This window comes from Streptomyces sp. NPDC055815 (assembly GCF_053616475.1).
This window is the reverse complement of the sequence record NZ_JBSHDU010000007.1, coordinates 142,285-164,846: the sequence shown is the minus strand read 5'-3', so window position 1 is coordinate 164,846 and position 22,562 is coordinate 142,285. Positions and strand designations below refer to the sequence as shown.

Genomic DNA, 22,562 nt, shown 5'->3' with positions numbered 1-22,562 from the left:
TACTAGGCTCAAGGCCATGACCGCCGCCGCGTCCGAGTCCTCGGACCCCCTGGAAGCCGCCACGCAGGCCACCCGCAGCCTCCAGGGGCTGTCCACGGAGCTCACGGCCCGCGTGCCGCAGCTCCTGGAGGCCATGCGCTCGGTCGGCACCGGACTCGAACTCCACTCCACCCTCGACCGGATCTGCGAGACCGCCGCCGAACTCGCCGATGCCCGCTACGCCGCGATCGGCGTGGTCGACGACGAGGGCGAGGGCCTCTCCGACTTCGTCACCTTCGGGGTCGGCGAGGACGTGGCCCGCCGGATCGGCCGGCGCCCCGACGGCCACGCGGGCCTGCTCGGTGCGCTGATCCGCGACCCGCAGACCATCCGCCTCGCCGATCTGTCCACCGATCCGCGCTCGGCCGGCTTCCCACCGGGGCACCCGCCGATGCGGACCTTCCTCGGCGTCCCCATCCGGGTCCAGGGCGAGATCTTCGGCAACCTCTACCTCGCGGAGAAGCGCGGCGGGGGCGAGTTCAACGACTACGACGTGCACATGGTCCGGGTCCTCGCCACCGAGGCCGGCATCGCGATCGGCAACGCGCGTCTCTACGAGGCGGCCCGGCAGCGCGAACGGTGGATCGACGGCTCGGTCGCCGTCACCACCGCGCTGCTCTCCGGCGGCGACGCGGACGACGCCCTCACGGTCGTCGCCGAACAGGCCCGCCGGCTCGCCGACGCGGACGCCGGGATCGTGCTGCTGCCCGCCGACGAGGGCGGCCTGGAGATCGTCGCCGTCTCCTCGCCCCGGCCCACGAAGTCGCTGGGCGTGGTGATCCCGCCCGAGAGCGCCGTCGTGAAGGAGCTCCTGGAGGGCGAGGCGGTCTTCGTGGCCGACGCCTCGACCGACCCGCGCATGATCAGCCGGCTGACGTCCTCGTACGGACCGAGCATGATGCTGCCGCTGCAGAGCGGCGGACGGGTCCTCGGCGCGCTCGCGACGCCCCGGGTGCGCGGCGCCCGGCAGTTCACGGAGGCCGAGCGGACCCTCGCCACCCAGTTCGCCTCGCAGGCCGCCCTCGCCCTGATGATGGCCGACGCCCAGCGCGACCGGGAGCGCCTCGCCGTCTTCGAGGACCGCGACCGGATCGCCCGCGACCTGCACGACCTGGTGATCCAGCGGCTCTTCGCCACCGGAATGATGCTGGAGAGCGCCCAGCGGAAGTCGATCGTGCCCGCCGTGCGCGAGGGCGTCGGCAAGGCCGTCGACGAGCTGGACGTGACCATCCAGGAGATCCGTACGGCGATCTTCGCGCTCCAGCAGGGCCCCGCCGAGGCCCCTTCGGGGCTGCGCACCCGGGTCCTGCGGGAGATCAACATGGCGGCCGTGCCGCTCGGCTTCAAGCCCGCGCACCGCTTCCTCGGCGCGATCGACGCGACGGTCGGCGAACTCACCGGCAAGAACCTCATCGCCGCCCTGCGCGAGGCGCTCTCCAACGCGTTCCGGCACGCGGCGGCGAGCCGGATCGAGGTGGTCGTCGACGCCGGCGTGACGCTGCCGGACGGCTCCGCCGGGGTGCGTCTCTCGGTGGCCGACGACGGCATCGGCCTCCCGGAGGGCGGGCGGCGCAGCGGCCTGCGCAATCTGGCCCGCCGCGCCGAGTCGCTGGGCGGCGCGAGCTGGTGCGGGCCGGGCCTCGGGGAGGACGGCGGCGGGACGACGGTGGTGTGGGAGGCCCCGCTGTGACGTCCGGGCCCCGCCGTGACACCCAAAGGCCCTGGGGCCTCCGCCGTGGCTTCTAGGCCCGCTGGGCCCGGGCCGCGAGGGCTTCGGCGACCAGTTCCTCGATGACGACGGCGACCCCGTCCTCGTTGTTGCCGACGGTCCGGCCCGAGGCGGCGGTGAGGACGTCGGGGTGGGCGTTGCCCATCGCGTACGAGCGGCCGGCCCAGCTCAGCATCTCGATGTCGTTCGGCATGTCGCCGAAGGCGACGACCTCCTCGGCCGCGATGCCGCGCTCGGCGCAGCACAGGGCGAGGGTGGAGGCCTTGGAGACGCCGAGCCCGCTGATCTCGATGAGGGCGGTCGGGCTGGAACGGGTGAAGGCGGCCCGGTCCCCCGCGGCCTCCCGCGCGATCGCGAGGAACACGTCGGGGTCGAGCTCGGGGTGCTGGGCGAGCAGCTTGAGCACCGGGGCGGCCGAGCCGGGCTTCTCCTCGAAGAGCAGCTTCTCGGCGGTGGCGACGGTGGCGCCGGGGTCGAGGAAGAAGGGCGGGTACTCCGGCTCGTAGTGGATGCCGGTGGTGAGCTCGACGGCGAAGGACGTGCCCGGGGCGGCGGCGCGCAGCGCGCTGACGACGTCGAGCGCGACCGGCCGCTCCAGCGGGCGGACCTCCAGGAAGGTGCCTCCGGAGTGCAGGTCGACGACGGCGGCGCCGTTGGCGCAGATGGCCATGCCGTGTCCGTGGACGTGGTCGCTGACGACGTCCATCCAGCGGGCGGGGCGGCCGGTGACGAAGAAGACCTCGATCCCGGCCTGCTCGGCCGCCGCGAGGGCGGCGACCGTGCGCTCGGACACGGACTTGTCGTCACGCAGCAGGGTGCCGTCGAGGTCGGTGGCGATCAGCCGGGCCACCGGGGCGGAAGGGCGCGGGGAACGGGGAGAGGTCACCGCACCATTCTTCCGCACCGGACGCACGGGCGTGCGAGGAGCTGCACATATGAGCCCGAGTTCTTGGCCGAGGCTCCTCCGCACTTCGCCCGCGGTGCTCCCAGTCCTTCTCCCGCGGTGCTCTCAGTACGCGACCTCCACGACGGCCCGGTGGGCGCGGCGGTCGTCGACGTGGGTGAGCAGGTAGTGCGCGAGATCGGCGCGGGAGAGGGACTTCGGCCGCTGCAGAGGGGCGTTCTCGGCGGTCCGGTAGGTGCCGGTCAGCGGCCCGTCGGTCAGCATCGGCGGCCGGACCACCGTCCACGCGGTGCCGTCAGCGGCCGGGGAGCGTACGAAGCTCTCCATCCGGGCCATGTCGGCGTAGCCGTGCCGGTAGAGCCGCTGGATCACGTACCGGGTGACGAGCCGCTGCGGCAGCGGCACCTCCGGTGTGACCTCCAGGCCGGCGGACGAGAGGCAGAGCAGCCGGCCGACGCCGGAGGCGCGCATGGCCTCGACGATGTTCCGCGTGCCCTCCGAGTAGACCGTCGTGGGGTGCTTGCGGTCGGTGCTGCCGAGGCAGGAGAGGACGGCGTCGTGGCCGGTGACGGCCTGCCGCCAGGCCTCGGGGGCGAGGACGTCGCCGGGCAGGAGGGCCAGCCGGGCCGCCGGGTCGGTGACGGGGACCCGGGCGGGGTCGCGGGCGACGGCGGTGACCTGGTGGCCGGCGGCGAGGGCCTGGGCGAGGAGCTGCGCGCCCGTACCGCCCGTGACGCCGAAGAGCATGAGTTTCATGAGGCGCTTTCCCCGGTCAGGGCGTGGACGAGGGCGACGGTGACGGCGCGCTGGCCGTCGAGCGTGAGGTGGATCCCGTCGTCCAGGTGCAGTCCGGCGGTGGCGTGCCGGGTGTCGACCGTGCGTTCCGGCCGCCCGAGGAGGAAGTCGGCGACGCCGTCGACGTCCTCGCTCGTCCAGCCGATCCCGGCGCGCCGGAAGTGCGGGTAGGCGTCGGCCCGTTCCTGGTCCACGGAGCTCGGGGTGAGCCAGATCCAGTGGTCGGGCCCGGAGAGCGGGCCGCCGGCGAGCTCGCGCAGGGCGAGGAGGTTGCGCTCGGTCTCGGCCGTGCTGACGAGCCGGGTACCGGCCGCCCGCGGGCCCCGGCCCAGCCGCTGGGCGTCGTTCGCGCCGAGCATGCACAGGATCCAGTCGGGGCGCAGGAAGGCCAGTTGGGGGAGCTGGGCGAGGGCCTGGGTGGTGGTGGAGCCGGAGACGGCGAGGTTGACGAGTTCGACGCCGTCCGGGAGGAGGTGGCGCAGGATCGAGAACCAGGAGAGCCGGTCGGCGGTGGTGCTCTCGCCGAGGGCCACGATCCGCTGCCCGGGCCGGAAGGGGAGGCGGCCGGCCCGTTCGGCGAAGGCGGGGTCCTTGAGCAGTTCGGTCGCGGTGTCGCGGGTCTGGTCGTCGAAGTCCCGCAGCAGTGTCCGGTACGCCTCGGGGTCGAGCCCGAAGAGGCCGGCGAGGCGGGTGTCGGGCAGCTCCCCCAGGTAGCGGAGGGTCTTCTCGGGCTGCTGGAAGCGCACGAGCTTGTCCGTGAGGTTCTCGGTCATGTCAGAGCTCCTTGTTCGCGCGGGTGCGGCGGCGGGGCAGCAGGAAGCCGGCGGCGATGAGCCAGCCCAGGCAGGTGAAGCGGGCCAGCGGCAGCAGCAGGGCGGCGCCGTCGAAGAGCAGGGTCAGGGTGGCGAGCCCGGCGATCGTGGCGAGGACGAGGCCGGTCACGGCGAGGGCGCGGGGCAGCAGTCCGGCGAGGAGTCCGGGGACGGCGATCCCGGCCACGAGCAGGCCCAGCGTCACCACATGGCCCGGGCCGCCGGTGGCGAAGGCCAGGTACTGGAGGGCCCGGACGAGGGCCGGGAGGTCGAGGACCTCCGTACGGGACAGGGTCCAGGTCACCAGACCGCAGCAGGCCAGGAACCCGGCGGCGAGGAGGCCGCCGGCCAGGGCGATGGTCGCGCCGGGGGCGCGGACGCCGAGGCGGTGCAGCCGGGCCGAGACCGTGGCGGCGTAGACGGCGAGGGGGATCGAGGCCGCGAACTGGAGGGCGCCCATGACCTGGACGGCGCCGGAGTGGGCGCGGAAGTACGCCACGATCTCGCCGGTCGCGCCGGTTCCGCCGAAGGGCGAGGGGAAGGTGTCGCCGTCGGCGAGCACGGTGCCGAGGACGAGCCCGGCCAGGAACAGGCCGGTGAACACGGTGGCGAGCACGCCGGGCGGTGGTCCTCCCTGGGCTTCCCGGCCTCCTCGGGGGGCCTCGGTCGGGCGGGTCGGCCGGGGGTCGGTCCAGCGCTCTGCAGACACGGGCCTGTCCGTTCTCTTGGAGAATAGTTCACAGCGGAGAATCATTCTTGTGGCGTACGATAACCCCGTGAGCAGTGACCGGCAACCAGTGGAAGATCCCGGAGCGGCGGCGGCCCCGCCCCCGCGCGGCGGAGCGTTCCTGCTCGCCCAGCTCGGGGCGCACGCGGCGGGACGCTTCGGAGAGCGCGTCGGCGAGCTCGGCCTCGCCCCGCCGGACGTCGGCCTGCTGCGGATGATCGCCATGGAGCCGGGACGGAGTCAGCGTTCGCTCGCGGCCGACCTCGGAGTCGTCCCGAGCCGGGTCGTCGCGCTCATCGACAACCTGGAGAAGAAGGGGTTCGTCGAACGGCGCCGCAGCGCCGAGGACCGTCGCCACCACGAGCTGTACGTCTCCGAGGACGGACGCCGCGCCCTCGGACGCGTCCGGGAGGTCGCCGCGCTGCACGAGGACGACCTGTTCGCGGCGCTCGACGAGGAGGACCGGGTCCGGCTGACGGCGCTCCTCGGGCGGATCGCCGCCCAGCAGGGCCTCACCCCCGGCGTCCACCCGGGCTACCGGAACCTGCCGAAGCGCTCGGGCTGAGCGAGCGCCCCGGCTGACACGCGCGAGCGCCCCGGCGGAGCGAGCGGGAACCGCCGTGCCCAGGGGCGGCGGCACGGTCCGTCACGAATTGGCCGTAAACACCCGTTCGTTTTCGGCGTGACGGGGAAGACCCCTGGGAGCTGACGGCGTCTCCAGGGAGGGCGGGGCATGGTCGCGGGCCGGCGAAGCGAGGAGTGCGACTCCTGTGGTGCCCCGTACGGAACGTGGGTCGGGAGCCTCCGCATGGCCCTGTGCGCGGAGTGCGAGCGGGCCGGAGCGGCGCATCCCGTGCGGGAGCCGGTGCTGGTGGGTGACGTCCTGGCCGGCCTGGCCGACATCGTGGCACTGCCGAAGGCCCGCGCCCTCAGCGCCGTACCGGACGCGTCGAGTGCCGTGCCGCAGCAACGGGCTCCGTCCCCCGCCGCCTGACCGGCGCGGGGTCCGGGCCGCAGGGCATCGCACGGCATGACCCGCCCCGGTGCGGGGCGGGTCGGTGACGGTCAGCCCAGCTGGGCGAGCGCCTCGGTGGCGATGTTCTCGAAGACCGTCGGGTCGGTGGCGAAGACGGAGTCCGCGACCGGCCAGTGGATCACGATCTCGGTGAAGCCGAGCTCGCGGTGGCGCCCGGCGAAGTCGACGAACGCGTCGACCGACTCCAGCGGCCCGTTCCGGTCCGGGGTGAAGCCGGTCAGCAGGATCTTGTCCAGCTCGGCGACGTCCCGCCCGGACTCGGCGCACGCCTTGGCGAGCTTCTCGATCTGGCCGCGCAGCGCCGCCACCGACTGCTCGGGGGTCCCCTCCTCGTACAGCTTCGGGTCGCCGGTCGTCACCCACGCCTGCCCGTGGCGCGCGGCCAGCCTCAGCCCGCGCGGCCCGGTCGCCGCCACCGCGAACGGCAGCCGCGGGCGCTGGACGCAGCCGGGGATGTTCCGCACCTCCTCGGCCGAGTAGAACGCGCCCTGCTCCGACACCACGTCCTCGGTGAGCAGCCGGTCGAGCAGCGGCACGAACTCGCCGAACCGGTCGGCCCGCTCCTTCGGCGTCCATGCCTCCTGCCCGAGCGCGGTGGCGTCGAAGCCGTTGCCGCCCGCGCCGATGCCGAGGGTGATCCGCCCGCCGGAGACGTCGTCCAGCGAGATGAGCTCCTTGGCCAGCGTCACCGGGTGCCGGAAGTTCGGCGAGGTCACGAGGGTGCCGAGGCGGAGCCGCTCGGTGGCCGTCGCTGCCGCGGTGAGCGTGGGCAGCGCGCCGAACCACGGGCCGTCGCGGAAGGTCCGCCAGGACAGGTGGTCGTAGGTGTACGCCGTGTGGAACCCCAGTTCCTCGGCGCGCCGCCACTTCTCGCCGCCCCCGTCGTGCCAGCGGTCGACGGGCAGGATCACGGTGCTCAGACGCAGGCTCATGCCCCCGAGCCTACGGTGGTCAGCGGACGCGGGCGCTCATCCAGGGGGTGAGGGTGGATCCCGTGACGAGTTCCTTGTACGTCTCGTCGCCGGGCAGCGGGACGATCAGCCACCAGCCGGGCGGGAAGAACCGGCCCTTCACATGGGCGAGGCCGCCGTGGACGGAGCGGAGGAAGGCGGGGACGGCGTCGCGCGGCACGTCCGCGAACTCGATGCCGTCGACGGTGATCAGGGCGTCGTCCTCGGGGAAGACCTGGACGGTGACGGAGGGGGAGCCGCCGAGTTCGACATAGGCCTCGTGGGGCAGGGAGCCGTCCGGGTCCAGGACGGTGAACGCGCCGGCGGAGGTGCGCCGGGAGGTCCGGTCGGCGCCGATCTCGTCGGTCACCGTCATCTCCAGGGCGAACTCCCGGGCGATCTCGCGGATCGCGATGACGGCGGCTTCGGTGCTGGGCAGGTGGGGGTGGGCCATGAAATCGATCATGCCCCAGGTCGGGCTCTGATTCGGGTTCGGCTCTGATTCGGGTTCGGCTGTGATTCGGGTTCGGCTGTGATTCAGTGCGGCTCTGATTCAGTGCGGCTCTGATTCAGTGCGGATCTGCCCGGATTCGGACCTGTTTCAGGACGGGAAGCGGAGGAACTCCGGCGGGACGGCGTCCGTCAGCCAGACCCCGTTGGCGCTGACGTGGAAGACGTGCCCGGCCCGCCGCATGGCTCCGGCGTCGACGCTCAGCACGACGGGCCGCCCCCGGCGCGCCCCGACACGGGTCGCCGTCTCCCGGTCGGGGGAGAGGTGCACGTGGTGGCGGGCCATGGGCCGCAGCCCCTCCGCCCGGATCGCGGGGAGCCGGGCCGCGACCGTACCGTGGTAGAGGTACGCGGGCGGTTCGGCGGCCGGCAGGTCCAGGTCGACCGTGACGGTGTGGCCCTGGCTCGCGCGGATGCGGGTCCCCTCGATCGCGAAGCGCTTCTTGTCGTTGGTCGCGACGACGTGGTCGAGCTCCTCGCGGGTGATCGGGAAGCCGTGCTCGGCGGCGGCCCGGAGCAGGGCGTCGATCTCGGTCCAGCCGTGTGCGTCGAGGACGAGTCCGATGCGCTCGGGCTGGTGGCGCAGGTGCTTGGAGAGGTATTTCGACACCTTCACTGTGCGCGTCTGATTCATTCCGTCAGGATGCCGGAACGTGAAACTCCTCACCATCGAATTCGAGCGGACAGGTTTGATCCACAACCAAAGCTGTTTATCCACAGGCGAGTTGGCGATTCTGTGGACAACAGGGCGGCGCTTTCAGGGTGATTGGGTAAGTTATGTCGCTATGCGATGACTTGAGGCAAGAGCATCCAATGTCCTTTTGCTCAGCTCGCGTTCGGTGGCCGCTGCGATGAAGGCCTCGACGCCCTCCGCGCCAACCAGGTTCTGTACGGCCCGTATCGTCCCGGCGGGCAGCGACACCGCTCGGGGCTGATCGTCCTTCACGGCGGGTGCGTCGGGCGACAGGTGGATCTGAAGGTGACGGGTCGCCAGTAGGCGCATGGCACGTGCCAGTTCGGCGTCCACCGTCTGCTGGGCGAGCGGCCTGAGCCGCCGCACCATCGTCGCCGCCTCGGTCGCGTCCGCGTCCGTCGGCGGCCGGTGCTCCAGATAACGCGCGAAGACGTGCTCGGTCGTGAACTCCAGGAAACGGGACGCGATGTGTTCGACCTGATCGCGAAGTTCCCTCAGATGCCCGGTGATTGCCGCCAGCGGCACCCCGGCCGCGTACAACTCGGCCGCCACCGCCAGCTCTTGCGGGCTCGGTACGAGGTACTCCTCGGTGTCCCGCCCCGGCAGCCGCTCCAGTACGCCGAGCTCGACGGCCTCCCGGATGGCGTCCTCGTCCGGCGTGCCGCCGAAGCGGGCGTCCAGCTCCGCCCGGGAGATCCGGTCGGCCTCCTCGTCCGTCCACGGGCCGTCGACCTCCGCGACCAGGCCAAGGACACCGCCGAGCCCCCGGCCGGTGTCCCAGGCCTCCAGGAGCTCCTTGATCGAGGCCAGGGTGTAGCCCCGGTCGAGGAGGTCGGCGATCTGGTGGAGCCGCGCGAGGTGCGCGTCCCCGTACACGTTCGACCTGCCCCGCCGCTCCGGGCGGGGCAGCAGACCTCGGTCCTGGTAGGCGCGGATCGTCCGGACCGTGGCCCCGCTGTGATGGGCGAGATCCTCGATCCGGTACTCCGGCTGTGCTGACTGCTCGGACAAACCCGCTCCCACCGACCGCATCCTCCACCCCGCAGCCGCGGGGCCCCTCCTGGGAGGGATCGTACGACCGCCGGCCTCGACCCGCTCCCGGCGATCCGGCCCCGACCCCAGGGACCGGGATCGCGACCGGCCCGGCCGCGACCGGCTTGCGATCCGTCCCGCGCCCCCGCCCTACGCCGGCGGCTGCCAGCGGGCCAGTGCCCGCAGGGCTCCCGGGCTGAGGCGGGAGAGGAAGTGGGCGCCCCGGGCCTCGGGGGTCACCGGGACGACGGCCCGGTCGTGCAGCACCGCCCCCAGGATCGCGTCCGCGACCTTCTCCGGCGGGTAGTTCCGCAGCCCGTACAGCCGGGAGGCCTTCTGCTGCCGCCGCTTCTCCTCCGCCGCGTCCGTGACCCCGGCGAACCGCGCGGTCGCCGTGATGTTGGTGTTGACGATGCCGGGGCATATCGCGGACACCCCGATGCCCTGGTCGGCCAGTTCGGCGCGCAGGCACTCGCTGAGCATCAGCACCGCCGCCTTCGACGTGCTGTACGCGGGCAGTGCCCGGGAGGGCTGGAAGGCCGCCGCCGAGGCGGTGTTGACGATGTGACCGCCCTGGCCGCGCGCGGTCATCTGCGCGCCGAAGAAGCGGCAGCCGTGGATGACGCCCCACAGGTTGACGTCCAGGACCCGCTTCCACTCCTCGGCCGAGGTCTCGAAGAAGGAGCCCGTGAGCCCGATGCCCGCGTTGTTGACCAGGACGTCGACGACGCCGTACTCGCTCGCCACCTTCGCGGCCAGCTTCTCCATCGCCTGCTCGTCGGCGACGTCCACCGTCTCGCCCCAGGCCTCCGGGGCGCCGATCAGGCGGGCCATCTCGGCCGTGCGGGCCGCCCCCTCGGTGTCCCGGTCCACGGCCACCACCCGGGCGCCGGCCTCCGCGAAGGCGAAGGCGGTGGCCCGGCCGATGCCGCTGGCCGCCCCGGTGACCAGGACGAGCTGGCCGCCGAACCGCTCCGCGTACTGCGGCTTCACACCGCTCTTCGCGGTCGTCTCCGCGACCGGCTTCGGTGCCTTGGTCGCCGCGTCCTCGTTGCCCCGGACGAACTCGGTGATCCAGGCGGACAGCTGGTCCGGCCGGGTGCGCGGCACCCAGTGCTTGGCGGGCAGGGTGCGTCGGGTCAGGTCCGGCACCCAGGTGGCCAGGTCGTCGTAGAGCCGCTCGGAGAGGAAGGCGTCCCCGGTCGGCGTGATCAGCTGCACGGGCGCGTGGGCGTACGCGTCGGGCCGCGGCCTGCCGAGCCGGGCACGGACGTTGTCCCGGTAGAGCCAGGCGCCGTGCGCCGCGTCGTTCGGCAGCGAGGGCGTCGGGTAGTCGCCGGCCGGGACCTTCTCCATCCGCTCCAGGACCTTCGGCCAGCGCTTGCCGAGCGGGCCGCGCCAGGCGAGCTCCGGCAGCACGGGCGTGTGCAGCATGTACACGTACCAGGACTTGGCGCCCTGGCCGAGGAGCTGCCCGATCCGGCGCGGGGTGGGCCGGGTCATCCGCTGCTTGATCCAGTGCCCGAAGTGGTCGAGCGAGGGCCCCGACATGGAGGTGAAGGAGGCGATCCGGCCCTCGGTGCGGGCCACGGTCACGAACTCCCAGGACTGGACCGAGCCCCAGTCGTGCCCGACGACGTGCACCGGCCGGTCGGGGCTGACCGCGTCGGCGACCGCGAGGAAGTCGTCCGTCAGCTTCTCCAGGGTGAAGCCGCCGCGCAGCGGGGCCGGCGCCGTCGACCGGCCGTGGCCCCGGACGTCGTACAGCACCACGTGGAAGTCCTCGGCCAGCCGGGTCGCGACCTCCGACCACACCTCCTTGGAGTCCGGGTATCCGTGCACCAGGAGGACGGTCGGCCGGTCCGTCTCGCCGAGCTCGGCGACGCACAGTTCGATCCCGCCCGTCCGGACCCAGCGCTCCCGCGCTCCGTTGAGCCCCGCCATCAGACCGCCCCTTCGTTCCAGCGCCGCACGTGCGGCAGATCGTCGTCCAGCCAGAAAGCGCTCTGCTCGGGGTCCCGGGAGTCGGTGACGACCAGGATCTCCTCGAACTTCGCGCCCGTCCCCCGGAATCCGAGGTGCGGTTCGACCGCCCACAGGCCGGGCCTGGGCGGGTGGTCGGAGAACTTGTACGGCGACCAGAGCGGCGACCAGCCGTCCCGGTGGCCGTGCACGGCGTCGCTCGCGAGGCCCTTGAGCGACTGGGTGCCGAAGCCGAAGAGCGTAGGCGTCCAGCGGCGCTCCTTCACCCGGTCGATCTTGTGGGCGATGACGCCGAAGGGATAGGCCCGGTGCCGGTTCGCGTACCCCTGGCGGACCATGAGCCGGTCCACGTCCTCGTATATCTCGCGCAGCGTGCGGCGCTCGCGGACCTCGCGCAGGATCAGCTCGCGGTGGGCCTCCAGGTCGGCGAGCAGCTTGTCGTGCAGGGGGTTGAGGCCCAGGCAGCCGCTGTAGCCGATGTCGGCCGTGTAGCCCTTGTAGACCGGCGCCATGTCGAGGATGAACGGCATCCCCGCCTCCAGGCGCCGGTTCGTCGGGAAGAACTGCAGTGGGATCTTGAAGTCGACGAAGGCGGTGCGGTCCCCGAACCAGGCGAACGGCCGGTGGAACCAGTCCCGCACCCCCCGCTCGTACAGCCACTCGCGCTGCATCCGGGCGGCCTCGCGCTCGGTCACGCCCGGCTTGAGCTGGGCCGCGACGGCTTCCGCGCACTCGTAGGAGAGTCGCTGTACTTCCCTGAACCCCCGCAGCTCCGCGGAGAGTTCGCCTGTCACTGCTGAGGCCATGCCACCCGCCGTCCCGTGTGAGCGCCCGGCTGCGCTACGCGTCCGTAACTTGACACCGATGAATGTGACAATGCCCGGCGGCTGCGTCAAGGGGTCGGACGGCGACCCTGTGGAAAAGCCCGCCGGAACGACCGGCCGACGGCCTGTGGAAAAGTCCGCGCGACCGCCGGGGGAAACACCGCGCGACCGCCGCGGGAAAGACTTTCGTCTCGACGTCCCTACGGGTTTGTACTCCTGAAGTGGGAGAAGGAACGAGCCGTTGGGCTGACGACTGCTGTGGCGCTCGCCACTACCGTCGAAGCGTGACTGTGATCGCCACCGAAAGCCTCAGCAAGCGGTTCCCCCGGGTGACCGCTCTCGACCGGCTCTCCCTGGACATCGGGCCCGGTGTGACCGGACTGGTGGGTGCCAACGGAGCCGGCAAGTCCACGATGATCAAAATCCTGCTCGGGCTCTCCCCCGCCACGGAGGGCAGCGCCCAGGTCCTGGGCCTCGACGTCCGGACCCACGGCCCGGAGATCCGCGAGCGCGTCGGATACATGCCCGAGCACGACTGCCTCCCGCCCGACGTCTCGGCCACCGAGTTCGTCGTCCACATGGCGCGGATGTCCGGGCTGCCCGCGACCGCCGCCCGCGAGCGGACCGCCGACACCCTGCGCCACGTCGGCCTGTACGAGGAGCGCTACCGCCCGATCGGCGGCTACTCGACGGGCATGAAGCAGCGGGTGAAGCTGGCCCAGGCGCTGGTCCACGACCCGAAGCTGGTCCTCCTCGACGAGCCGACCAACGGCCTCGACCCGGTCGGCCGGGACGAGATGCTCGGGCTGATCCGCCGGGTCTGGACCGACTTCGGCATCTCGGTCCTCGTCACCTCGCACCTCCTGGGCGAGCTGGAGCGCACCTGCGACCACGTCGTCGTCATCGACGGCGGAAAGCTGCTCCGCTCCAGCTCCACCAGCGACTTCACCCGCACCACCACGACCCTCGCCGTCGAGGTCACCGACTCCGACGCGCACCCCGACGGCACGCGCGCGCTCCGCGACGCCCTGGCCGCCGCCGGTGTGACCATCCACCCGGGCGTGGAGGACGGCCTGCCGGGCGCCGGCCACATCCTGCTCCTGGAGACGGTCGGCGACGAGACGTACGACCTGGTGCGGGACACCGTCGCCGGCCTCGGCCTCGGACTCGTCCGCATGGAACAGCGCCGTCACCACATCGCCGAGGTCTTCAAGGCGACGGACCAGGAGGAGGTGCCGGCTCGATGAGCACCCAGGCCCCCGACAGCAGCCAGATCCACAACATCGGCTACCGGTCCTACGACGGCCCGCGCCTCGGCCGGGCGTACGCGCGCAGGTCGCTGTTCTCGCAGTCGCTGCGCGGCGCGTACGGACTGGGCCGCAGCGCCAAGTCCAAGGTGCTGCCGATGCTGCTCTTCGCGGTGATGTGCGTCCCGGCGCTCATCATCGTGGCCATCTCGGTGTACACCAAGGCCGACAAGCTCTTCATGGAGTACACCCAGTACGCGATCTACCTCCAGCTCGTCATCGCCGTCTTCCTGGCCTCCCAGGCCCCGCAGTCGGTCTCCCGCGACCTGAGGTTCCGGACGGTCCCGCTGTACTTCTCGCGGCCGATCGAGCGCGTGGACTACGTGCTCGCCAAGTTCGGGGCGATGGCCTCGGCGCTGTTCGTCCTCACCGCCGCCCCGCTGCTGATCCTGTGGATCGGCTCGATGCTGGCCAAGATGGACTTCGTCGAGCAGGCCAAGCTGTTCGGCCAGGGCATCGTCTCCGTCGCGATCCTGTCGGTGCTCTTCGGCGGCATCGGCCTGGTCATGGCCGCGCTCACCCCGCGCCGCGGCTTCGGAGTCGCCGCCGTGATCGCCGTCCTCGTCATCTCGTACGGCGCGGTCTCCACCCTCCAGGGCATCTCGTACGCCACCGAGAACACCGGCTCCATCGTCTGGCTCGGCCTGTTCTCGCCCCTCACCCTCGTCATCGGCCTGCAGAACGCCTTCCTCGGCGCTCCCGCCTCCTTCCCCGGCGAAATGCACGTCGGGGGCGGGGTGGGCGTGGTCTACCTGCTGGTCGTCCTCGGCCTCGTGGCCGCCTGCTACGGCATCCTGATGCGCCGCTACCGAAAGGTCGGACTGTGAGCACCTTGCACATCGACCATGTCTCGCGCTGGTTCGGAAACGTGGTGGCGGTCAACGACGTCACGATGTCGATCGGCCCCGGCGTCACCGGTCTCCTCGGCCCCAACGGCGCCGGGAAGTCCACCCTCATCAACATGATGGGCGGCTTCCTGGACCCCTCCACCGGCAGCGTGACCCTCGACGGCGAGCCGGTCTGGCGCAACGAGTCGGTCTACCGCTCCATCGGCGTCGTCCCCGAGCGGGAGGCGATGTACGACTTCCTCACCGGCCGCGAGTTCGTCGTGGCCAACGCGGAGCTCCAGGGCCTCGGCGCGGCGGAGGCCCAGCGGGCCCTGGCGACCGTCGAGATGGAGTACGCGCAGGACCGGAAGATCTCCACGTACAGCAAGGGCATGCGGCAGCGCGTGAAGATGGCCTCGGCCCTCGTCCACGAGCCGTCCGTGCTGCTGCTCGACGAGCCGTTCAACGGCATGGACCCGCGCCAGCGCATGCAGCTCATGGAGCTGCTGCGGCGGATGGGCGCGGACGGGCGCACGGTCCTGTTCTCCTCGCACATCCTGGAGGAGGTCGAGCAGCTCGCCTCCCACATCGAGGTGATCGTGGCCGGACGGCACGCCGCCTCCGGCGACTTCCGGCGGATCCGCCGCCTGATGACCGACCGGCCGCACCGCTATCTGATCCGCTCCAGCGACGACCGGGCGCTCGCCGCCGCGCTGATCGCCGACCCGTCCACGGCCGGCATCGAGGTCGACGCGGTGGACGGCGGACTGCGGATCCAGGCCGTCGACTTCGGACGGTTCACCGAGCTGCTGCCGAAGGTCGCGCGGGAGCGGGGCATCCGTCTCCTCACGGTCTCGCCCTCGGACGAGTCCCTCGAATCCGTCTTCTCGTATCTCGTCGCGGCCTGAAAGGAGCACGACCCCGATGTACGACCCCACCGTCGCCCGGCTCACCTACCGGGCCCTCCTCGGCCGCCGGCGGGCGGCGATCCTCTTCCTGCTGCCCGCCCTGCTCGTGCTCATCGCCGCGGCCGTCCGCATGCTCAACGGCGCGGACGACCAGGTCGCGGCCGATCTCCTCGGCGGTTTCGCGCTCGCCACGATGGTGCCGCTGATCGGTGTCATCGCCGGAACGGGCGCGATCGGCCCGGAGATCGACGACGGCTCCATCGTCTATCTGCTCTCCAAGCCGGTGAAGCGGTCGACGATCATCATGACCAAGCTGATCGTGGCCATCGCCGTCACCATGGTCTTCTCGGCCGTCCCGACACTGATCGCCGGCTTCATCCTCAACGGCAACGGCCAGCAGGTGGCCGTCGCCTACACGGTGGCCGCGCTCGTCGCCTCCATCGCCTACAGCGCCCTGTTCCTGCTGCTCGGCACCGTCAGCCGGCACGCCGTGGTGATCGGCCTGGTCTACGCCCTGGTGTGGGAGGCCCTCTTCGGCTCCCTGATCGCCGGCGCCAAGACCCTGAGCGTCCAGCAGTGGGCGCTGGCCCTCGCGGAGAAGGTCACCGGCGACGGCCTGGTCACCTCCGAGGTCGGTCTCACGACCGCGGTGACGCTCCTGGTGGCGGTCACGATCGCGGCGACCTGGTTCGCCGGGCAGAAGCTGAGCAGACTGACCCTGGCCGGCGAGGAGTAGAGCGAAAGAGATGATGCGGTACGGCTCCGAGGGGCGTCGCCCGGCTCCGGGAGGCCCACCCCCGAGCCGTACCGCCCCCGCCCTCGTCCCCGGAGCCCCGTCTCAGACCGTCCGGTTCCGGGCGGCGAGCAGGCCGACGGCGAGGGCCGCCGCGCAGACACCGAGGACCAGGCAGATCGGCAGGGTCCAGGAGCCGGTGGCCTGGTGGAGGGCGCCGGCCGCCAGCGGCCCGGCGGCGGCCAGCAGATAGCCGACCGTCTGGGCCATCCCGGACAGCCGGGCCGCGGTCACCGCGTCCCCGGAGCGCAGCACGATCAGGGTCAGGGCGAGGCCGAGGGCACCGCCCTGGCCGATGCCGAGGACGGCCGACCAGAGCCAGGCGCCCTCCACGGGGGCCACCATCAGACCGGCGTAACCGGCCGCGACGAGCGTCGTGACCAGCACGATCAGCGGGCGCTGGCTGCGCATCCGGCCTGCGAGCAGCGGCACCGTGAAGGCGCCGACGACCTGGATCAGGTTGTTGAAGGCGAAGATCATGCCGGCCGTGGAGCGGCTCATCCCGTGGTCGGTGAAGATCGTCGGCATCCAGGCGATCAGCACGTACGACCACAGCGACTGCAGGCCCATGAAGAGGGTGACCTGCCAGGCGAGCGCCGAGCGCCAGACGCTCACCGGGCGGGCGCCGCCGGCCGGGACGGCCCGTACCTCGTGTCCCGTGCGGCCACGGGCGATCAGCACCTGCGGAAGCCAGGCGAGGGCGGCGACCGCGGCGAGCAGCGACCAGAAGCCGAGGGAGGCCTCCCAGCCGCCGCCCAGGGCGTTCTCCAGCGGGACCGCGACGGCCGCGGCGACCGTCGCACCGGCGACCAGCGCGCCCGTGTAGACCGAGGTCATCGACGCGGCCCGGTCCGGGAAGTCACGCTTGATCAGACCCGGCATCAGCACGTTGAGCAGGGCGATCGCGGTGCCGACGAGGACCCCGCCGGCGTACAGCGCGGACACGGACGGCAGTACGCGCGCGAGGATGCCGACGCCGAGCAGCAGGAGCGCCGCGAACAGCACGCGCTCGGCGCCGAAGCGGCGGCCGAGCCACGGCGCCACCAGGGCGCCCAGGCCGAGGAACAGCACCGGCACCGAGGTGACGAGCGAGGTCGCGGTCGCCGAGAGGCCGAAGGCGGCGGATATCTCGCCGACCAGCGGCGCCACGCTCGCGAGCGCGACCCGCATGTTGAGCGAGGCCAGGACGATGCCGACGAGGAGCACCGCCGGGTGCGCGAGCAGGGCGCGCCGGGCCGCCGCCCCCTCGGCCGAGGGCCGTACCCCGGCCTCGGCGTCGACGAGCACGCGGGCTTCTTCCTCGGTCCTCATCGGTTCTGCTCCCTCAGCGCCCGCTCCGTCTCCATCGGGACCCGCAGCAGCTCGCGGGCCTGCCGCTCCGCCGCCTCCGGGTCGCCGGCCTCGACGGCCTCCACCAGGGCCTCGTGGGCGTCGATGTCGACCGAGGGCATCTCCCGGTCGCCGAGGGCTTCCACCAGCACCTCGTGCACCTGCGTGGAGAAGAAGCGGTACACCTCGACGAAGGCGGCGTTGTGGGTGGCGCCGACGACCGCGAGGTGGAAGGCGAGGTCCGCGTCCGCGTCCCGGTCGCCCTCCTGCCGCAGCGTGGCCAGGGCGGCCCGCAGCCGCAGCAGGTCGTGGGTGTCGCGCCGGACGGCCGCGAGCCGGGCGGCCTCGGCCTCCAGGGCGACCCGCAGTTCGAGGACGTCCACCGCGCCCGCGTGCCGGACGCCGCGGAGCACGGCGGCCGGGTCGGCGGTCGACCTGACGAAGGTGCCGTTGCCCTGGCGGGACTCCAGGAGGCCGGCGTGGACGAGGACCCGGACCGCCTCGCGGACGGTGTTGCGGCCCACGCCGAGCTGCTGCGCGAGCTCGTGCTCGGTCGGGATGCGGTCGCCGACCGACCACTCCCCGTCGGTGAGCTGCGTGCGCAGCTGTTCCACCACGGAGTCCACCAGGGAGGTCCGCCCCGCCGCCTTGAGTGCCATGGAAATCCTCTATTCGCCCGGTTGCCCAGTCATCCTACAAGTGACCTCCCTCGCGTCCCCGGCCGGGCCGCAGCGACCGGACTACTGTGGGCTCGTACGTGTGCCGAACACCCTCACCACCCTCGGGAGTCAGTCATGTCAGACCGCTTCGACGTCGTCGTACTCGGAGCTGGCCCCGGCGGCTACGTCGCCGCCATCCGCGCCGCCCAGCTGGGCAAGCGGGTCGCGGTCGTCGAGGAGAAGTACTGGGGCGGTGTCTGCCTGAACGTCGGCTGCATCCCCACCAAGGCGCTGCTGCGCAACGCCGAACTCGCCCACATCTTCAACCACGAGGCGAAGACCTTCGGCATCAAGGTCGACGGCACCGTCACGTTCGACTACGGCGACGCCTACCGCCGTAGCCGCTCGGTCGCGGACGGCCGCGTCAAGGGCGTCCACTTCCTCATGAAGAAGAACGGGATCACCGAGTTCACCGGCCGGGGCACCTTCCTGGACGCGAACACCCTCCAGGTGGCCAAGGCCGACGGCACCGCGGAGACGATCACCTTCGACAACTGCATCATCGCGACCGGTGCCTCCCCGCGCCTGCTCCCGGGCACGGCCCTCAGCGACCGCGTCGTCTCGTACGAGCAGCAGATCCTCGCCGAGGACGCCCCGAAGTCGATCGTCATCGCCGGCGCCGGCGCCATCGGCATCGAGTTCGCGTACGTGCTGAACAACTACGGCACCAAGGTCACGATCGTCGAGTTCCTCGACCGGATCGCCCCGCTGGAGGACGAGGAGGTGTCGAAGGAGCTGGCGAAGCAGTACCGCAAGCTCGGCATCGACGTCCTGACCTCCACCCGCGTCGAGGCCATCGACGAGTCCGGCCCGCAGGTCCGCGTCACCGTCACCGGCAAGGACGGCGTCCAGAAGGTCCTGGAGGCCGACAAGGTCCTCCAGGCCATCGGCTTCGCCCCGAACGTCTCCGGCTACGGCCTTGAGAACACCGGCGTCGCCCTGACCGAGCGCGGCGCGATCGACGTCGACGGCCGCTGCCGCACCTCCGTGCCGCACATCTACGCCATCGGCGACGTCACCGCGAAGCTGATGCTCGCGCACACCGCCGAGGCCATGGGCGTCATCGCGGCCGAGACCATCGGGGACGCCGAGACGATGGAGCTCGACTACCCGATGATCCCGCGCGCGACCTACTGCCAGCCGCAGATCGCCAGCTTCGGCTGGACCGAGGCGCAGGCCCGCGAGAAGGGCTACGACGTCAAGGTCGCCAAGTTCCCGTTCGTCGCGAACGGCAAGGCGCACGGCCTCGGCGACGCCACCGGCTTCGTCAAGATCGTCGCCGACGCGAAGTACGGCGAGATCATCGGCGCCCACCTGATCGGCCCCGACGTCACCGAGCTGCTGCCCGAGCTGACGCTGGCCCAGCAGTGGGACCTCACGGTCCACGAGGTCGCCCGGAACGTGCACGCGCACCCGACGCTGGGCGAGGCCGTGAAGGAAGCGATCCACGGTATTGCGGGACACATGATCAATTTCTGAGGTTTCTCCCAGCTTCGGGTGATAGGCACTGAAAGGTGCCGAGCAGAACCTCTCCGGGTGAAGCCTCTCCGGGCGAAACCCCTCCGGGTGGCGAACCGTCCCGGCCGATCAGGTCGTGGGTGTGTTCGTCACCCGGTACGCATGTGTGGCTGGCGGTCATCGCGATCACCAGCCTCGTCATCGCGCTCGTCCCCCACGGCCTGGAGACCTATCTCCTCCACCGCAACAGCAGCAATCTCCACCAGCTCGCCCACCACCCCGTGCGGGCCCTGCTCGGCAGCGCGTTCTGGATCGAGAACCCGGCCGACCTGCTCCTGTACGCGGTGCTCTTCGAGGTCCTCCACGCCCCCGTGGAGCGCTGGCTCGGCACGCCGAAATGGCTTTTCACCGTCGCCACCGCCCACATCGCGGCCACGCTCATCAGCCAGCAGGTCGTCCTCGTGGCCATCCGGCTCCACGACGTGCCGCGCAGCATGGCCCACGTCGTCGACATCGGGGTCAGCTACGGCCTCGCCGCCTCCGCCGGGATCCTCACCTACCGGCTCCCGAACCCCTGGCGCTGGCTCTACCTCCCCGCGGTCCTGGCGTTCTTCCTCGTACCGCTCGCCACCGACCGCACCTACACCGACCTCGGCCACGCCATCTCCCTGGCGATCGGTCTGGCCTGCTACCCGCTGACGCGGGGAAAACCGGTCGCCCCCGAACGCCCGCCCGGCGCACACTAGTTGTACGGGGGACACGGGGGATCTCCCGGGCGCGGCCGCTTCGAGCGCGCGGACCTCGGTCCGCGCGGGCCGCGAACCCGCGAAGGCCCGCTCCTCAGGGGAGCGGGCCTTCGCGCAGAACACGGCAGGTCAGCCCGCCAGCAGACGCTCCAGGACGAGCGCGATGCCGTCCTCCTCGTTCGAGGCCGTCACCTCGTCCGCCACCGCCCGCAGCTCCTCGTGCGCGTTGCCCATGGCCACGCCGTGGGCCGCCCAGCCGAACATCGGGATGTCGTTGGGCATGTCGCCGAAGGCGATGGTCTCCGCGGCCTTCACGCCGAGCCGGCGCGCCGCGAGCGACAGACCGGTCGCCTTGCTCAGGCCGAGCGGAAGGATCTCCACGATGCCCGGGCCCGCCATGACGACGTCCACGAGCCCGCCGACCGTCTCCCGCGCGACCCGGGTCAGCTCGTCGTCGTTCAGCGTCGGGTGCTGGACGTACAGCTTGGTCAGCGGCGCCGACCACAGCTCCGCCGGGTCCTCGTACGCCACGTACGGCAGGGGACCTTCCTGGGCCCGGTAGCCCGGACCCATCAGGACCTCGCCGTCCAGACCGTCGCGGCTGGCGGCCAGCGCCAGCGGGCCCACCTCCGCCTCGATCTTGGAGAGCGCGAGCCCCGCGAGCTGCCGGTCCAGGGTCAGCGAGGTCAGCAGCCGGTGCTCACCGGCGTGGTAGACCTGCGCGCCCTGCCCGCACACCGCGATCCCCTGGTAGCCGAGGTCGTCGAGGATGTGCCGGGTCCAGGGCACCGCCCGGCCGGTGACCACGATGTGCGCGGCCCCCGCCGCCGTCACGGCGGCGAGCGCGTCCCGCGTGCGGTCCGAGACGGACTCGTCGGCCCGCAGCAGCGTGCCGTCGAGGTCCGTCGCGACCAGGCGGTAGGGGAAGGGGCTCACTTGGCGATCGGCTCCAGGACCTCACGGCCGCCGAGGTACGGGCGGAGGATCTCGGGCACGCGCACCGAACCGTCGGCCAGCTGGTGGTTCTCGAGGATCGCCACGATCGTGCGCGGGACGGCGCACAGCGTGCCGTTCAGGGTGGCCAGCGGCTGCACCGTCTTCTTGCCGCCCTGCTCGTCGCGCATGCGGACGGAGAGACGACGGGCCTGGAAGCTGTCGCAGTTCGACGCGGAGGTCAGCTCGCGGTACTTGCCCTGCGTCGGGATCCACGCCTCGCAGTCGAACTTGCGGGAGGCGGAGGCGCCGAGGTCACCGGTGGCGACGTCGATGACCTGGAACGGCAGCTCCAGCGAGGTCAGCCACTGCTTCTCCCACTCCAGGAGCCGCTTGTGCTCGTTCTCCGCGTCCTCGGGCGCGACGTACGAGAACATCTCGACCTTGTCGAACTGGTGGACGCGGAAGATGCCCCGGGTGTCCTTGCCGTACGTGCCGGCCTCGCGGCGGAAGCACGGCGAGAAGCCGGCGTACCGCAGCGGCAGCTTGTCGGCCTCGATGATCTCGTCCATGTGGTACGCCGCGAGGGGGACCTCGGACGTGCCGACGAGGTAGTAGTCGTCCTTCTCCAGGTGGTACACGTTCTCCGCGGCCTGGCCGAGGAAGCCGGTGCCCTCCATGGCGCGCGGACGGACCAGCGCCGGGGTCAGCATCGGGATGAAGCCGGCCTCGGTGGCCTGGGCGATCGCGGCGTTGACCAGGGCGAGCTCCAGGAGCGCGCCGACACCGGTCAGGTAGTAGAAGCGCGAGCCGGAGACCTTGGCGCCCCGCTCGACGTCGATGGCGCCGAGGGCCTCGCCCAGCTCCAGGTGGTCCTTGGGCTCGAAGCCCTCGGCCGCGAAGTCGCGGATGGTGCCGTGCGTCTCCAGGACGACGAAGTCCTCCTCGCCGCCGACCGGGACGTCCTGGTGGACGATGTTCCCGAGCTGGAGCAGCAGCGCGCGGGCCGTCTCGTCGGCCTCGTTCTGCTCGGCCTCGGCGGCCTTGACGTCGGTCTTGAGCTGCTCGGCCTTCTGCAGGAGCTCGGCGCGCTCCTCGGGGGAGGCCTTGGGGATCAGCTTGCCGAGCGCCTTCTGCTCGGATCGGAGCTCGTCGAAGCGGACGCCGGACGACCTGCGCCGCTCATCGGCGGAGAGCAGGGCGTCGACGAGCGCGACGTCCTCTCCACGGGCGCGCTGGGAGGCGCGAACACGGTCGGGGTCCTCACGGAGCAGGCGAAGGTCAATCACCCCACCAGGCTACCGGTGCGCGTTCGCGTGCCCCCACCGGATAAGGGTGCGCGTGTTGATTCGCCCGAATTGAGACAGGAGGAAATGTGGACGACCGGCCGTCGGCATTCACTTATCCACAGGCTGTGCGGAAGATCTGTGGACTACGGAGAAGATCACGGGGATTTCCCTGATCGTCCCTGGGAATTCCGTGATCAAACACCATTGACGCACTCATT

Annotated in this window: 23 protein-coding genes; 9 read left to right on the top strand and 14 right to left on the bottom strand. The window is 71.8% G+C overall.

Going from position 1 to position 22,562, the window contains the following annotated elements; all coding sequences use genetic code 11:
• Nucleotides 1-16 precede the first annotated feature (16 nt).
• On the top strand, nt 17-1,729 hold the full coding sequence (locus tag ACWGN5_RS08025; RefSeq protein WP_453512254.1) for a sensor histidine kinase: 1,713 nt from the start codon (nt 17-19) through the stop codon (nt 1,727-1,729).
• A gap of 52 nt (nt 1,730-1,781) precedes the next feature.
• Here the strand turns inward: ACWGN5_RS08025 and ACWGN5_RS08020 are convergent, their stop codons facing one another.
• From ACWGN5_RS08020 to ACWGN5_RS08005, 4 genes are all read right to left on the bottom strand, one after another.
• Nucleotides 1,782-2,654 carry a Cof-type HAD-IIB family hydrolase gene (locus ACWGN5_RS08020; RefSeq protein WP_453512252.1) on the bottom strand — a complete coding sequence of 291 codons (873 nt, stop codon included), beginning with the start codon at nt 2,652-2,654 and terminating at the stop codon, nt 1,782-1,784.
• 123 nt (nt 2,655-2,777) lie between these two features.
• The gene (locus ACWGN5_RS08015) at nt 2,778-3,428 is read right to left on the bottom strand and encodes an NAD(P)-dependent oxidoreductase (RefSeq protein WP_453512249.1); all 651 of its coding nucleotides are present in this window, start codon (nt 3,426-3,428) and stop codon (nt 2,778-2,780) included.
• On the bottom strand, nt 3,425-4,240 hold the full coding sequence (locus tag ACWGN5_RS08010; protein ID WP_453512247.1) for an SGNH/GDSL hydrolase family protein: 816 nt from the start codon (nt 4,238-4,240) through the stop codon (nt 3,425-3,427). The genes ACWGN5_RS08015 and ACWGN5_RS08010 overlap by 4 nt, the downstream gene beginning before the upstream one ends.
• Before the next feature lies 1 nt (nt 4,241).
• On the bottom strand, nt 4,242-4,895 hold the full coding sequence (locus ACWGN5_RS08005; protein ID WP_453512244.1) for a hypothetical protein: 654 nt from the start codon (nt 4,893-4,895) through the stop codon (nt 4,242-4,244).
• Between the two features lie 160 nt (nt 4,896-5,055).
• Here ACWGN5_RS08005 and ACWGN5_RS08000 point away from each other — a divergent pair, with 160 nt between their 5' ends.
• Nucleotides 5,056-5,571 carry a MarR family winged helix-turn-helix transcriptional regulator gene (locus ACWGN5_RS08000; RefSeq protein WP_453512242.1) on the top strand — a complete coding sequence of 172 codons (516 nt, stop codon included), beginning with the start codon at nt 5,056-5,058 and terminating at the stop codon, nt 5,569-5,571.
• A 243-nt stretch (nt 5,572-5,814) separates the two neighbouring features.
• Nucleotides 5,815-6,000 (top strand): hypothetical protein, encoded by a 186-nt coding sequence (locus ACWGN5_RS07995; RefSeq protein WP_453512241.1) that lies wholly within the window; start codon nt 5,815-5,817, stop codon nt 5,998-6,000.
• 71 nt (nt 6,001-6,071) lie between these two features.
• Here ACWGN5_RS07995 and ACWGN5_RS07990 read toward each other — a convergent pair whose 3' ends face one another.
• The 6 genes from ACWGN5_RS07990 to ACWGN5_RS07965 form a co-directional block, all read right to left on the bottom strand.
• On the bottom strand, nt 6,072-6,974 hold the full coding sequence (locus tag ACWGN5_RS07990) for an LLM class flavin-dependent oxidoreductase (RefSeq protein ID WP_453512238.1): 903 nt from the start codon (nt 6,972-6,974) through the stop codon (nt 6,072-6,074).
• A gap of 19 nt (nt 6,975-6,993) precedes the next feature.
• Nucleotides 6,994-7,446: a hypothetical protein gene (locus ACWGN5_RS07985; protein ID WP_453512236.1), complete on the bottom strand. Its 453-nt coding sequence runs from the start codon at nt 7,444-7,446 to the stop codon at nt 6,994-6,996.
• A gap of 147 nt (nt 7,447-7,593) precedes the next feature.
• On the bottom strand, nt 7,594-8,136 hold the full coding sequence (locus ACWGN5_RS07980) for an RNA 2'-phosphotransferase (protein WP_453512234.1): 543 nt from the start codon (nt 8,134-8,136) through the stop codon (nt 7,594-7,596).
• Between the two features lie 141 nt (nt 8,137-8,277).
• Complete coding sequence (locus tag ACWGN5_RS07975; RefSeq protein WP_453512231.1) at nt 8,278-9,228, bottom strand: MerR family transcriptional regulator; 951 nt, start codon at nt 9,226-9,228, stop codon at nt 8,278-8,280.
• 150 nt (nt 9,229-9,378) lie between these two features.
• On the bottom strand, nt 9,379-11,172 hold the full coding sequence (locus tag ACWGN5_RS07970; protein ID WP_453512229.1) for an SDR family oxidoreductase: 1,794 nt from the start codon (nt 11,170-11,172) through the stop codon (nt 9,379-9,381).
• Entirely contained in the window at nt 11,172-12,017 is an 846-nt protein-coding gene (locus ACWGN5_RS07965) for a M24 family metallopeptidase (protein WP_453512226.1), read from the bottom strand. The genes ACWGN5_RS07970 and ACWGN5_RS07965 overlap by 1 nt, the downstream gene beginning before the upstream one ends.
• A gap of 308 nt (nt 12,018-12,325) precedes the next feature.
• Between ACWGN5_RS07965 and ACWGN5_RS07960 the strand changes: the two genes are divergently transcribed.
• From ACWGN5_RS07960 to ACWGN5_RS07945, 4 genes are read left to right on the top strand one after another with little or no spacing between them, the layout of a single operon-like run.
• The gene (locus tag ACWGN5_RS07960; protein ID WP_453512282.1) at nt 12,326-13,282 is read left to right on the top strand and encodes an ABC transporter ATP-binding protein; all 957 of its coding nucleotides are present in this window, start codon (nt 12,326-12,328) and stop codon (nt 13,280-13,282) included.
• Nucleotides 13,279-14,169, top strand: coding sequence for an ABC transporter permease (locus ACWGN5_RS07955; protein WP_453512223.1), 891 nt, complete (start codon nt 13,279-13,281; stop codon nt 14,167-14,169). Before ACWGN5_RS07960 ends, ACWGN5_RS07955 begins: the two co-directional genes overlap by 4 nt.
• Nucleotides 14,166-15,077, top strand: coding sequence for an ABC transporter ATP-binding protein (locus ACWGN5_RS07950; RefSeq protein WP_453512221.1), 912 nt, complete (start codon nt 14,166-14,168; stop codon nt 15,075-15,077). The genes ACWGN5_RS07955 and ACWGN5_RS07950 overlap by 4 nt, the downstream gene beginning before the upstream one ends.
• Before the next feature lie 16 nt (nt 15,078-15,093).
• Nucleotides 15,094-15,813 carry an ABC transporter permease gene (locus ACWGN5_RS07945; protein WP_453512218.1) on the top strand — a complete coding sequence of 240 codons (720 nt, stop codon included), beginning with the start codon at nt 15,094-15,096 and terminating at the stop codon, nt 15,811-15,813.
• 102 nt (nt 15,814-15,915) lie between these two features.
• On the opposite strand, the gene ACWGN5_RS07940 is transcribed toward ACWGN5_RS07945, so the two are convergent.
• Together ACWGN5_RS07940 and ACWGN5_RS07935 are read right to left on the bottom strand one after the other, a co-directional pair.
• The gene (locus ACWGN5_RS07940) at nt 15,916-17,181 is read right to left on the bottom strand and encodes a CynX/NimT family MFS transporter (RefSeq protein ID WP_453512215.1); all 1,266 of its coding nucleotides are present in this window, start codon (nt 17,179-17,181) and stop codon (nt 15,916-15,918) included.
• Nucleotides 17,178-17,858 (bottom strand): FadR/GntR family transcriptional regulator, encoded by a 681-nt coding sequence (locus tag ACWGN5_RS07935; protein WP_453512213.1) that lies wholly within the window; start codon nt 17,856-17,858, stop codon nt 17,178-17,180. Before ACWGN5_RS07935 ends, ACWGN5_RS07940 begins: the two co-directional genes overlap by 4 nt.
• A gap of 135 nt (nt 17,859-17,993) precedes the next feature.
• Between ACWGN5_RS07935 and lpdA the strand changes: the two genes are divergently transcribed.
• Nucleotides 17,994-19,397, top strand: a complete 1,404-nt coding sequence (gene lpdA, locus ACWGN5_RS07930) for a dihydrolipoyl dehydrogenase (protein ID WP_453512210.1) — start codon at nt 17,994-17,996, stop codon at nt 19,395-19,397.
• Nucleotides 19,398-19,504: 107 nt separating this feature from the next.
• Nucleotides 19,505-20,122 (top strand): rhomboid-like protein, encoded by a 618-nt coding sequence (locus ACWGN5_RS07925; protein ID WP_453512280.1) that lies wholly within the window; start codon nt 19,505-19,507, stop codon nt 20,120-20,122.
• 129 nt (nt 20,123-20,251) lie between these two features.
• Here ACWGN5_RS07925 and ACWGN5_RS07920 read toward each other — a convergent pair whose 3' ends face one another.
• On the bottom strand, nt 20,252-21,058 hold the full coding sequence (locus ACWGN5_RS07920; RefSeq protein ID WP_453512208.1) for an HAD family hydrolase: 807 nt from the start codon (nt 21,056-21,058) through the stop codon (nt 20,252-20,254).
• On the bottom strand, nt 21,055-22,344 hold the full coding sequence (gene serS / locus ACWGN5_RS07915; protein ID WP_453512205.1) for a serine--tRNA ligase: 1,290 nt from the start codon (nt 22,342-22,344) through the stop codon (nt 21,055-21,057). The genes ACWGN5_RS07920 and serS overlap by 4 nt, the downstream gene beginning before the upstream one ends.
• Nucleotides 22,345-22,562 lie beyond the last annotated feature (218 nt).